Genomic DNA, 11,759 nt, shown 5'->3' with positions numbered 1-11,759 from the left:
GTTCGCGTTCGCAGAATCTTTGCGTTTAGGTCCGGAAAAAGCGGGCAGAAGAATGTGGGAAGCTGCCCACCGGGGATTTAATGAAAAAGGGAGCCGGGGGAGCCGGAAAGTAATGCCGATTTCAGGCGCCGGTCACTCCGTCGATAGTCTCCCGCAGTATGTCCGCATGGCCGTTGTGGCGGGCGTACTCCTCGATCATGTGCACGTACGTCCAGCGGAGGCTGACCTCACGAAGGTCCGCCGCGTGCTCCCGGATGATCACGTTCGGCGTCGTCGTGCCGGGCCCGGCGCATCCATGGATCGCGCCCGCAGCGGCAGCGGCGCCTCACTCTGTGTGACCGCGGTCGAGGGTGAGGCGAGGCTGAACCGTATGTGATTTGCCCCTCTTGCCATCGATGCCTGAGGCGTAACCGTCTCGTAGCCATCGGATTGATTTGAGGGACTCAAACTTCTCCTTATAATCGGAACCCACAGCTCCCCCATAGACCCCTAGAGAGGTCCTCCGTGAACACGCTCCTCGGGCGCCGGGCCCGCATCCTGGCCGCCACCACCGCGACGGCCGGTGTGATGCTCGTGGCCGGCTGCACCTCGAGCGGCAGCGGCGGTGGTGCCGGCAAGGCGGCGGGCGGCGTCCAGGTCGTCAAGGCGGGCCAGCTCACCACCTGCACACACCTGCCGTACCCGCCCTTCCAGTCGGAGATCAACGGCAAGGTGCAGGGCTTCGACGTCTCGCTGATCGACCTGGTCGCCAAGGGCCTCGGCGTGAAGCAGCAGATCCTCGACACGCCCTTCGAGAACTTCAAGACCGGCGCGTTCCTGAACTCCGGCCAGTGCGACCTGGCGGCGGCCGGTATGACCATCACGCCCGAGCGCAAGAAGAACGTCGACTTCTCCGACCCGTACTTCGACGCCACCCAGGCCGTCCTGGTCAGCAAGAAGAGCGGCATCGGCTCGCTCGCCGACGTGAAGGCCAAGGGCAGGAAGCTCGGCGTCCAGGCGCAGACCACCGGCGAGGACTACGCGAAGAAGCAGGGCTTCGACCCCATCTCCTTCGAGTCCTCCGACGCCGTCATCAACGGTCTTCGCAGCGGCCAGGTCCAGGCGGTGGTCATCGACTACCCGGTCGTCCAGGGCTGGCTCAAGGACAAGGCCAACGCCGACGCCTTCAAGCTGGTCGGCAACCTCAACACCGGTGAGCAGTACGGCTTCACGGTGAAGAAGGGCAACGACAAGCTCCGCGCCGCGATCAACAAGGCGATCAAGGACGCGAAGGCCGACGGCACGTACAAGAAGCTGTACGAGCAGTGGATCGGCCCGTACAACCCCTCCCCGGCCTCGCCCTCCGCCTCATGAGTGGCACCACGGACACAGCCGAAACCGGATTCCAGCCGCGCAGAAGGGGCCTGACGCGACGTCAGAAGCGCAAGGTGTCGCGCGGCGTCCAGTACGCCGTCTTCGTCGCCGCCGTGATCGCCTTCGCGGTCACGGCGGACTGGGGGCGGCTGCAGAATCAGTTCGCACAGCCGGACATCGCGAAGCAGATGTTCCCGGACGTCATCACGCTGGCGCTGAAGAACACGGTGCTGTACACCGTGACCGGCTTCGCCGTCGGCCTGGTGCTCGGCATCGCCCTCGCCCTGATGCGACTGTCGTCCGTCGGCCCGTACCGCTGGGTCGCCGGCGTCTACATCGAGATCTTCCGCGGCCTGCCCGCCCTGCTGATCTTCATCTTCATCGGTGTGGCGGTGCCGCTGGCCTTCCCGGGCACGGAGATCGTCGGCGGCACCTACGGCAAGGCGGCCATCGCGCTCGGCCTGGTGGGTGCCGCGTACATGGCGGAGACCTTCCGTGCAGGCATCCAAGCGGTGCCCAAGGGCCAGATGGAGGCGGGCCGTTCGCTGGGCTTCTCGCCCGCCCGGGCCATGGTCTCGATCATCATCCCGCAGGCGTTCCGGATCATCCTCCCGCCGCTCACCAACGAGTTCGTCCAGCTCTTCAAGGACTCCTCGCTGGTCCTGCTCCTCGGAGTCACGCTGGAGGAGCGCGAACTGTCCAAGTTCGGCCGGGACCTGGCCAGCACGACAGCCAACTCCACCCCGATCCTGGTCGCCGGCCTGTGCTACTTGCTGGTCACGATCCCGCTCGGCTTCGTCGTACGCCGCCTGGAGTCCAAGGCCCGGGAGGCCGTCAAGTGAGCAGTTCCGCAGAGATCCGGATCCGGGACCTGCACAAGTCCTTCGGCGACAACCAGGTGCTGCGCGGCATCGACCTGGAGATCGGCCAGGGCGAGGTGGTCTGCGTCATCGGCCCGTCCGGCTCGGGCAAGTCCACCCTGCTGCGCTGTGTGAACCTCCTGGAGGAGCCCACCGAGGGGCAGGTCTTCGTCGGCGGCACCGAGGTGACCGACCCCGATGTGGACATCGACGCCGTACGCCGCCGTATCGGCATGGTCTTCCAGCAGTTCAACCTCTTCCCGCACCTCACCGTGACGGAGAACCTCACGCTGCCGCAGCGCCGGGTTCTCAAGCGGAACAAGGCGAAGGCCGCGGCGATCGCCGCCGAGAACCTGCGACGCGTGGGCCTCGCGGAGAAGATGGACGCGTACCCTTCCTCCCTCTCCGGCGGCCAGCAGCAGCGTGTCGCGATCGCCCGTGCGCTCGCCATGGGTCCCGAGGTGATGCTCTTCGACGAGCCGACCTCCGCGCTCGACCCCGAGCTGGTGGGTGACGTTCTCGCCGTGATGCGGATGCTCGCGGACGAGGGCATGACGATGATGGTGGTCACCCATGAGATGACCTTCGCCCGGGAGGTCGCCGACCGGGTCGTCTTCATGGACGGCGGCGTGGTCGTCGAGGAGGGCACGCCCGACCGGGTCATCGCAGACCCCCGCCACGAGCGCACCCGGCACTTCCTCTCCCGGCTACTCGACCCCGCGATGGCCGAGGTCGAGGAGGAGATTTCCGGCCGGGTGGGTGGAGGCGAGTAGCACCGAATTAAGGTTCGGTACATGAGCGATCACGCGGTGCTGCACGTGAAGGGGCGGGTGCTCGTCGGACCCGAGGAGGTCCGCGACGAGGTGTGGGTGGTCGGCGGACGGATCTCGTACGACCGCCCCGCCGGCGCCCGGGACGTCCGAACCGTCCAGGGCTGGGCGCTGCCCGGTCTCGTCGACGCGCACTGTCATGTCGGCCTCGACGCCCATGGCCCGGTCCCGGAGGACGTCTCGGAGAAGCAGGCGCTGACCGACCGGGACGCGGGCACCCTGCTGATCCGTGACGCGGGCTCCCCGTCCGACACACGCTGGATCGACGACCGCGACGACCTGCCGAAGATCATCCGGGCCGGCCGCCACATCGCGCGCACCCGCCGCTACATCCGCAACTACGCCTGGGAGATCGAGCCGGACGACCTGGTCGCGTACGTCGCCCAGGAGGCCCGGCGCGGTGACGGCTGGGTCAAGCTGGTCGGCGACTGGATCGACCGGGAGGCCGGGGACCTGACCGCGTGCTGGCCGCGGGAGGCGGTCGAGGCGGCGATCGCGGAGGCGCACCGGCAGGGCGCGCGTGTCACCGCGCACTGCTTCGCCGAGGACTCGCTGCGGGACCTGGTCGAGGCGGGCATCGACTGCATCGAGCACGCGACGGGTCTCACGGAGGAGACGATTCCGCTGTTCGCGGAGCGGGGCGTCGCGATCGTCCCGACCCTCGTGAACATCGCCACCTTTCCCAGGCTCGCGGACGGCGGGGAAGCGAAGTTCCCGCGCTGGTCGGCACATATGCGACGGCTGCACGAGCGGCGGTACGACACCGTGCGGGCCGCCTACGACGCGGGAATCCCGGTGTACGTCGGCACCGATGCGGGCGGCTCGCTGCCGCACGGGCTGGTGGCGGCCGAGGTGGCCGAGTTGGTGACCGCGGGGATCCCGCCCGTCGAGGCGCTGTCGGCGACCGCGTGGGGCGCCCGCCGGTGGCTGGGGCGGCCCGGTCTCGAAGAGGGAGCGCCCGCGGACCTCGTGGTCTACGAGGCGGATCCGCGCGCGGACGTACGGGTGCTGGCGGCGCCGCGACGGGTGGTGCTGAACGGGCAGGTGATCGAGTAGACGCCGCTCAGGCACCGCATAGGCGTCGCACTGACGCCTAGGGCATCCCGGTCACGCCTCCGTGAACCCGCTGAGCGCGAACGTGGCGGAGGTGAAGGGGACGGTGACGCTGGCCGACGTGTCGTGCGAGGCGCCGTCGGCGGCGCCGGACACGTCCGCCGCGCGGATCACGTCCGCCGGGTCGGCCGCGCCGGTCGCGTCCGTCGCTTTCGGGACGGCCCCCGCGCAGGACTCGAGGCCGCAGGGGCGCCCGCAAAGGCCGGTCTGGCGCAGACCGGGGGCAGTTCGGCGACGCCGTATGTCGTGGGCGGGGCGGTTGCCCTGTTGGCGGTGGGCGGCGGAGCGGTGGGGGTGGCACGCCGCCGCCGGGGCTGAGGCCGAGGGTTTCGCCCCCGCGCGCCGACCCCGCCGGGGGGCCGGGCCACCTGGTCCCCGTGCCCCGGGCTCCGGGGGCGGAGCCCGGGGCACGGCGGGCGCAGTTTCACCGCCCCGCCCGTGTCACCGCCCGGTCCAGCGCCCGCAGGAAGCGGTCCATCGTCGGCCGGTCCCGTACCGCGAGCCGCAGCCACTCCTCGTCCAGCCCGGGGAACGTGTCCCCACGCCGCACCGCGAACCCGAGGTCCCGCAGATGGCGTCGCACGGCCGCCGCCCTGGGCAGCCGGACCAGCAAGAACGGCCCCCGGGCGGGCTCGGCCACGTAGAGCCCGGCGGACCCGAACTCCCGCAGGCCCGCCACCAGATGCGCCCGGTCCGCGGCGACACGGTGTGCCGCGTGCGCCGCCTCAGCCAGTGCCCGGGGCGACACGCATGCCTCCGCCGCCGCGAGCGCGGGCGTGGACACCGGCCACAGGGGCTGCGCCCGCTCCAGCTCGGCGATCGTCCCGGGGTCGGCGAGGACGTAGCCGATGCGCAGGCCGGCCAGCCCCCACGTCTTGGTCAGACTGCGCAGGACCACGAGACCGGGCACGTCGGTGCGGCCCGCCAGCGCCTCGCATTCCCCGGGAACCGCGTCCATGAACGCCTCGTCGATCACCAACGTCCGGCCGGGGCGCGCCAGTTCGGTGATCACGGCCGCGGGGTGCAGCACCGACGTCGGGTTCGTCGGGTTGCCGATCACCACCAGGTCCGCGTCGTCCGGGACCAGCGCCGCATCCAGGCGGAAGCCGTCCGATTGACGCAGCAGGACCCGGTCCACCGTGTGCCCGGCATCGCGCAGCGCCGCCTCCGGCTCGGTGAACTGCGGATGCACCACGACCGCCCGGCGCACCTTCAGAGCCCGGGCGAGCAGCACGAAGGCCTCGGCCGCGCCCGCCGTGAGCAGGACACGCTCGGCCGGCAGCCCGTGCCGCGCCGCCACCGCCGCCCGGGCGGCCCGCCCGTCGGGGTAGGCCGCGAGCCCGCCCAGCGACCCGGCGATCACCTCGCGCAGCCACGCCGGAGGCGTGTCGGCGCGTACGTTCACCGCGAGGTCGGTCAGCGCCGCCCCGCCGTCACGGACCTCGGCGTCCCCGTGGTGCCGCAGATCGTGCACGTCGGCAGCGGACCCGGTCTCAGTGCGTGTGGGAATGTGCATGGCCGCCGTGGTGCCCCTGGTGGTGATGGCCGTGACCGTGGTGGTGGCCGTCGTCGTCCGGGTGGAAGTGCGGCTGCTGCGGCAGCCCCACCTTGTCCTCGAACCCCGGCAGCGCGATGCGGTACACGCACGAGTCGCAGTTCATCCGCAGATCGCCCTTCACCGCCTCCTCGTACCGCTCCATCACCAGGCCGACCAGCTCCGGCTCCGGCCCGATGACGTCCGCCGAGCGCACCTCGATCTCCGGGTGCGCCGCCGCCCAGCCCTCGGTCTGCTGCTGCACGCGGTCCGGCAGGATCCCGGTGAACAGGAAGTACGGCAGGACCACGATCCGGCGTGCCCCAAGCCGCGCGCACCGGTCCAGGCCGCTCGGCACGTCCGGCGCGGCCAGCGACACGAACGCCGTCTCGACACCCGCGTACCCGCGCCCCTCCCACAGCAGCCGCGCCGCCTTGTACACCTCGGCGTTGGCGTCCGGGTCGGTCGAGCCGCGCCCGACCAGCAGCACGGTCACATCGGCCCGGTCCGCGGGAGTGCGGGCGGTGCCTCCGAGAGCCTCGTCCAGACGCCGCTCCAGGACCGACAGCAGCGCAGGGTGCGGGCCCAGCGGACGCCCGTACGTGTACGAGATTCCTGGGTGCCGCTCCTTCTCCCGGGCCAGTGCCGCCGGGATGTCCCCCTTGGCGTGCCCGGCGGACACCAGCATCAGCGGAACGGCGGCGAATCGGCGTACCCCGCGCTCCACCAGCTCGGTCACCGCTTCGCCCAGCGGCGGCGGCGACAGCTCGATGAAACCGCCCGCGACGGGCAGTTCGGGGTGGCGGCGTCCCAGCTCCCGAACGAAGTCGCGGAACGCCTCGGCTCCGGCCTCGTCCCGGGTGCCATGGCCGGCGATGAGCAGGGCGGGCGGCGGGGTGGTCACGGCATCTCCTTTGAAATGGGGTGGTACAGCAGGGCGTTGAGCGCGGCGGCGGCGACCGCCGAACCGCCCTTCTCGGACACGTTGCTCACGGCCGGCAGTCCGCTCTCACGCAGCGCGGCCTTGGACTCGGACGCACCGACGAAACCGACGGGCAGACCGATGACCAGCGCGGGCGAGGCGTCGAGCTTCAGCAGCTCCTCCAGGGCGGTCGGCGCGCAGCCGATCACCCAGAGCGCTCCGGGGCCGACGTCCTCGTAGGCCAGCCGGATCGCATGCGCCGAACGCGTCAGTCCCGGGCCGGACTTGGCGTCCTTGAGGCGGCAGACGGTGTCGCGGCGGGTGATCCCGGCCGCGACCATCTCCACGTCCACCACCACCGGCGCCCCGTCGTGCAACGCCGCGTGCGCCGTCCTCAGATCGGTCTCGTCCATGACGAGGTCGGCCGCGTAGTCGAGGTCGGCGGCGGAGTGGATGACGCGTTCCACCACCGCCCGGGTCAGCGGCGCGAAGTGCGAGGTGTCCAGGCGGGTGCGCAGCCGCCGGAAGGACTCCTGCTCGATCGGGTGGACCACACGGTTCACCGGTCGGCCTCCTGTCGGTTGTCCTGCCAGCGGTAGCCGCGAGGCGTCACCATGCGCCCCGCGATCTCCCGGGTCGCCGTGTTGCCCACGGTCACGACCGTCATCATGTCGACCGTCGCCGGGTCGAGCGCGGCCAGTGTCGTCACACGGCTGGATCCGTCCGGCCGCGACGCGTTCCGTACGACACCGACCGGCGTCGTCGGCGCCCGGTGCCCGGCCAGGATCGCGAGCGCCTTCGGCAGTTGCCAGTCCCGGCCCCGGCTGCGGGGGTTGTAGAAGGTCACGACGAGGTCGGCCTCGGCCGCGGCCCGCACCCGCCGCTCGATGACCTCCCACGGGGTGTGCAGGTCGGACAGGCTGATCGACACGTGGTCGTGGCCCAGCGGAGCGCCGAGGATCGCGCCCGCGGCCAGGGCGGCCGTCACCCCGGGCACCCCGACCACGTCGATGTCGTCGGACGCCTCGGCCAGCGCGGGCGAGGCCATGGCGTACACACCGGCGTCCCCGCTGCCGATCAACGCGACCGCGTGCCCCCTGCGGGCCTCCGCCACGGCCGTGCGTGCCCGTTCCTCCTCCGCGCCGAGCCCCGACTCCAGGATCCGTGTGCCGGGACGCAGCAGATCGCGGATCTGGTCGACGTACTGGTCGAGCCCGACGAGCACGGAGGCACGCCGAAGCTCTGCCTTGGCGCGCGGTGTCAGCAGGTCACGGGCACCCGGCCCGAGCCCGACGACGGCCAGCCGCCCGCGCCCCGGCCTGCGAACGACGGCGCAGGTCGCCATGGCGGGATTCGCGGCCGACTTCCGCTTCGGAACGAGGAGTTCGCCGCCTCGTACGAGCGCGGCGGCCTCCGCGACGGACGGCGTGCCGACGGCGGCGAGCGGCGCGTCGGAGGGGTTCGGCACGTCGACCGCCGCCAGCTCCTCGGCGGAGAAGGTCACCAGGGGCAACCCCAGCCGTTCCGCCGCCTCGACGATGCCGGGCTCGTCGGCCTTGGCGTCGACGGTGGCGAACTCGGCGAGCGACGCGGCGGAGAGTCCGGCGTCCCGCAGCGAACCCTCCACGAGCCCCAGGATCTCGTCGGCGGAAGCGCCCCTGGAGGCGCCGACGCCGACGACGAGGGTGGGCGGCCGCAGCACGGCCTCGCGTTCGGCGGGCTGCACCAGGGCGTCGGTGACGCGGACGGTGTACGCGCCCTCGGCGGTGACGGACAGCGCCGGCAGCGGCCAGCTCACCTCCGCCTTCAGGGCGACCGGCTCCCCGTCCAGCAGCGCCCGTGAGACGCCGGCGACATCGCCCTCCGCCGGGAACCCGAGCGTGTCGAGGCCCGGCAGTCCCACGGAGTCCGTCGCGGTCGTCACCACGGGCTGCGCGCCGAGCACCTCGCCGACCTCACCGGCGAGTTCGTTCGCCCCACCCGCGTGCCCGCCCACGAGGGACACCGCGAACCGGCCGCCCTCGTCGACGCACACCACTCCCGGATCGGACGTCTTTTCGCCCAGCAGCGGGGCGAGCAGACGTACGACGGCCCCCGTCGCCAGGAAACACACGAGCTGCTCGCACTCCGCGAAGGCGGCCCGTACGGCGTCGCCGACGGGGCCGTCGTACACGCGCGCCCGGTCGGGCCACGCCGTGGCCAGCCGGTCCCGCGCAGCCGCCCCCGCCGCGGTGGCGGAAATGAGGCCGATCACTGAGGAACTCCTTCGGTACGCGCCGGAGGCCGCGTGCCCCACAGCAGGAAAACAGGGTTGGTCGCCGCCAGCCGGGTCACATCCCCCGGCAGCGGCGCGAGCCGCGACGACTGCAGCAGCACGCCGTCGCAGGAGAACCCGGCCTTGACGAGCGCCTCGCGCGCCGCCGGCACGCGGTCCAGCGCGGCCATGGCGACCACCACCGCCCGCCGGGCGCGCCACGCGCACGCGGTCACGATCGCGGGCATTTCCCGGCCGCCGCCGCCGACGAACACCGCGTCGGGGTCGTCGAGACCGTCCAGCACGTCGGGCGCGGCCCCGTGCACGACCCGCACGTCCACGCCGTGCGCCGCCGCATTGGCCCGGATGCGCTCCACCCCGTCCCGGGACTTCTCGACCGCGGTGACGGCGGCGCCCAGCCGGGCGCACTCCACGGCGACCGACCCGGAGCCGGCGCCGACGTCCCAGATCAGCTCCCCGAGTCGCGGACCCAGCCGGGCCAGGGCGAGTGCACGCACCTCGAACTTGGTGATCATCGAGTCCCGGTGGGCGAACTCGTCCTCCTCCAGGGCCCATCGGGACGGGCCGGACGGCGGCCCGGCGAGGGTGCGCACGGATCCCAGCGTCCGCGCCGTGTCGAGGCACAGCACCACGCTCACCGCCGCACCCCAGTCGCGCGCCGCGGCCCGAGCGGGCGTGATCCGCTCCACGCGCTCGTGCTCCGGATCGCCGAGCGCGCTCGCCACGACGAGGACGCGCTCGCCGGGATCCTCGGCGAGCGCCGCCCCCAGCTCGGCGGGACCGGCACCGGGTCCGGTCAGCACGGCGACCTTCGGACGAGCCCGGCAGACGTTCACCGCCGTACGCAGATCGCGCCCGTGCGCGCTCACCACCACCGCGTCGTCCCACGGCAGCCCGACGCGCCCGAAGGCAGCGGCCACGGAGGAGACGTCCGGCCTCACGTCGAGCCGTTCCGGCCCGAACCGTTCGGCCAGCGCCCGGACGATCCCGAAGAACCCGGGGTCCCCGGAAGCCAGCACGACGACCCGCCGCCCCTTGTCGAGGTAGCGCTCGATGGCGTCGAGCGCGGGCGCCAGCGGTCCGAGGACGATCCGCTCCGCGTCCGCAGGCAGCCGCGCGCCCTCCAGATGGCGCCGTGCGCCCACCACGAGGTCCGCTCCGGCCGGCACGTCGGCGGGAAGCGGCGCCCCGGTGCCCGTACCGACGACCGTGATCACGTGCTCGCGCTCCGGGCGCGCAGGGCCCTGCGGGCCTCGGGGTCGGCCTTGCGGTAACCGTGGAAGTGGCCGGGGTGGTAGAGGTGCGAGCGCGTGCCGTGCGCGTCGAGCGCCGGCCCGACCAGGAAGAGCGTGTGCTTCCAGAGCTTGTGCTCCTTGACCGTCTCCTCCAGCGTGCTGATCGTGCACTTCACGACCAGTTCCTCGGGCCAGGTCGCCTGGTACGCGATCACCACCGGGGTGGTCGTCGGGTAGCCGCCTTCCAGCAGCTCCCGCACGAGCTGGCCGCTGCGGGCCGCCGACAGGAAGATCGCCATGGTGGTGCCGTGCCGGGCGAACTCGCGTACCTCCTCCCCGGGCGGCATGGGTGTCTTGCCGCCGCCGAGCCGGGTGAGGATCACGGACTGCGCGACCTCGGGGACGGTCAGCTCCCGCTGGGCGAGCGCGGCGACGGCGGAGAAAGACGAGACGCCCGGGACGACCTCCGTCTCGATGCCGATGGCGGCACAGCGGTCCAGCTGCTCCTGCGTGCCGCCCCACAGGGCCGGGTCGCCGGAGTGGATACGGGCCACGCGCAGGTCCTCTTCCTGAGCGCGCCGGTAGACGGCGACGACGTCCTCGAGGGACAGGGCGGCCGAGTCGAGGATCTCGGCGTCCTCGCGCGCGTGCTCGAGGACCTCCGCCTGCACCAGGCTGGCCGCCCAGATCACGACGTCGGCCTCGGCGATGGCGCGCGCGGCACGGAACGTCAGCAGATCGGCGGCGCCGGGGCCGGCACCGACGAAGGTCACCTTGCCGGTGATGGCATCGGCCATGACAATCGGTCCTCTCCTACGAAAACTCGGGTGGTGCGAAACGCCGGTGCGCACACGGCCGCCGGTCCTGTGCGCACCGGGGCCGATCGGATAGCAAAGGCATATGGCGGTCTTCGTCGCGCTCGGCGCGTTCCTGATGACGCTGGCGGGCGGCTGGACGGCACAGCGCGTGACCGACCGCCGCCATCTCGTCCTGGGCCTGGCCGGCGGGCTGATGCTCGGCGTGGTGGGCCTGGATCTGCTGCCGGAGGCGCTGCACGCGGCGGGTGGCCAGGTGTTCGGCGTACCGGCCGCGCTGCTGCTGTTCGTGGCCGGCTTCCTGCTGGCCCATCTCGTGGAGCGCCTGCTGGCCGCGCGGCGCGTCTCCCACGGAGCCGACGAGCACGAACACCGCGCGCCCGAAGTGGGCCTGGCGGCGGCCGCGGCGATGGTCGGGCACAGCGCCATGGACGGCATCGCGATCGGCGCCGCGCTCCAGGTGGGGGGCGGCATGGGCGCGGCGGTCGCACTCGCGGTCATCGCGCACGACTTCGCGGACGGCTTCAACACCTACACGATCACGAGCCTGTACGGGAACGCGCGCCGCAAGGCCGTCACGATGCTGGTCGCCGACGCGACGGCACCCGTCCTCGGCGCCGCGTCCACCCTGGCGTTCACGATCCCGGAGCAACTGCTCGGCGGCTATCTGGGCCTGTTCGGCGGAGTGCTCCTGTATCTCGCGGCCGCCGAGATCCTCCCCGAGGCGCACCACGTGCACCCCGCCCGCTCGACCCTGCTGTGCACGGTCGCGGGCGCGGCACTCATCTGGCTGCTGGTGGGGCTTTCGGGGTGATCTGCCCG

General features: G+C 72.4%; 11 protein-coding genes and 2 pseudogenes. 6 read left to right on the top strand and 7 right to left on the bottom strand.

Going from position 1 to position 11,759, the window contains the following annotated elements; all coding sequences use genetic code 11:
* Positions 1-121: 121 nt before the first annotated feature.
* Positions 122-232: pseudogene (locus tag AAW14_RS23415) on the bottom strand (DUF664 domain-containing protein); the annotation flags it as partial.
* Positions 233-504: 272 nt separating this feature from the next.
* Between AAW14_RS23415 and AAW14_RS23410 the strand changes: the two are divergent.
* The 5 genes and pseudogenes from AAW14_RS23410 to AAW14_RS39510 form a co-directional block, all read left to right on the top strand.
* A complete protein-coding gene (locus tag AAW14_RS23410; RefSeq protein ID WP_265565898.1) occupies positions 505-1,353 on the top strand; it encodes a transporter substrate-binding domain-containing protein in 849 nt (282 codons plus the stop codon).
* Positions 1,350-2,195, top strand: coding sequence for an amino acid ABC transporter permease (locus tag AAW14_RS23405; protein WP_265565897.1), 846 nt, complete (start codon positions 1,350-1,352; stop codon positions 2,193-2,195). The genes AAW14_RS23410 and AAW14_RS23405 overlap by 4 nt, the downstream gene beginning before the upstream one ends.
* Entirely contained in the window at positions 2,192-2,986 is a 795-nt protein-coding gene (locus AAW14_RS23400) for an amino acid ABC transporter ATP-binding protein (RefSeq protein ID WP_265565896.1), read from the top strand. The genes AAW14_RS23405 and AAW14_RS23400 overlap by 4 nt, the downstream gene beginning before the upstream one ends.
* Before the next feature lie 21 nt (positions 2,987-3,007).
* On the top strand, positions 3,008-4,099 hold the full coding sequence (locus AAW14_RS23395) for an amidohydrolase family protein (protein ID WP_265565895.1): 1,092 nt from the start codon (positions 3,008-3,010) through the stop codon (positions 4,097-4,099).
* A 58-nt stretch (positions 4,100-4,157) separates the two neighbouring features.
* Positions 4,158-4,474, top strand: a pseudogene (locus tag AAW14_RS39510) (LAETG motif-containing sortase-dependent surface protein); the annotation flags it as partial.
* A 106-nt stretch (positions 4,475-4,580) separates the two neighbouring features.
* Here the strand turns inward: AAW14_RS39510 and cobC are convergent.
* Genes cobC through cobM form a run of 6 tightly spaced genes read right to left on the bottom strand, consistent with a single transcriptional unit; the run spans position 4,581 to position 10,919 of the window.
* Positions 4,581-5,672 carry an Rv2231c family pyridoxal phosphate-dependent protein CobC gene (gene cobC, locus AAW14_RS23385; protein ID WP_265565894.1) on the bottom strand — a complete coding sequence of 364 codons (1,092 nt, stop codon included), beginning with the start codon at positions 5,670-5,672 and terminating at the stop codon, positions 4,581-4,583.
* Positions 5,650-6,594 (bottom strand): sirohydrochlorin chelatase, encoded by a 945-nt coding sequence (locus AAW14_RS23380; RefSeq protein ID WP_265565893.1) that lies wholly within the window; start codon positions 6,592-6,594, stop codon positions 5,650-5,652. Before AAW14_RS23380 ends, cobC begins: the two co-directional genes overlap by 23 nt.
* Positions 6,591-7,175, bottom strand: a complete 585-nt coding sequence (locus AAW14_RS23375) for a precorrin-8X methylmutase (protein WP_265565892.1) — start codon at positions 7,173-7,175, stop codon at positions 6,591-6,593. Before AAW14_RS23375 ends, AAW14_RS23380 begins: the two co-directional genes overlap by 4 nt.
* Positions 7,172-8,866, bottom strand: a complete 1,695-nt coding sequence (cobJ, locus tag AAW14_RS23370; RefSeq protein ID WP_265565891.1) for a precorrin-3B C(17)-methyltransferase — start codon at positions 8,864-8,866, stop codon at positions 7,172-7,174. Before cobJ ends, AAW14_RS23375 begins: the two co-directional genes overlap by 4 nt.
* Positions 8,863-10,104: a precorrin-6y C5,15-methyltransferase (decarboxylating) subunit CbiE gene (gene cbiE / locus AAW14_RS23365; RefSeq protein ID WP_265565890.1), complete on the bottom strand. Its 1,242-nt coding sequence runs from the start codon at positions 10,102-10,104 to the stop codon at positions 8,863-8,865. Before cbiE ends, cobJ begins: the two co-directional genes overlap by 4 nt.
* A complete protein-coding gene (gene cobM / locus AAW14_RS23360; RefSeq protein ID WP_265565889.1) occupies positions 10,101-10,919 on the bottom strand; it encodes a precorrin-4 C(11)-methyltransferase in 819 nt (272 codons plus the stop codon). The genes cbiE and cobM overlap by 4 nt, the downstream gene beginning before the upstream one ends.
* Before the next feature lie 103 nt (positions 10,920-11,022).
* Between cobM and AAW14_RS23355 the strand changes: the two genes are divergently transcribed.
* Positions 11,023-11,751, top strand: coding sequence for a ZIP family metal transporter (locus AAW14_RS23355; protein WP_265565888.1), 729 nt, complete (start codon positions 11,023-11,025; stop codon positions 11,749-11,751).
* Positions 11,752-11,759 lie beyond the last annotated feature (8 nt).

It is taken from the genome of Streptomyces hygroscopicus (genome assembly GCF_026168105.1).
GTDB classification, from domain to species: Bacteria; Actinomycetota; Actinomycetes; order Streptomycetales; family Streptomycetaceae; genus Streptomyces; species Streptomyces hygroscopicus_D.
This window is presented reverse-complemented; position numbering and strand designations above follow the sequence as displayed.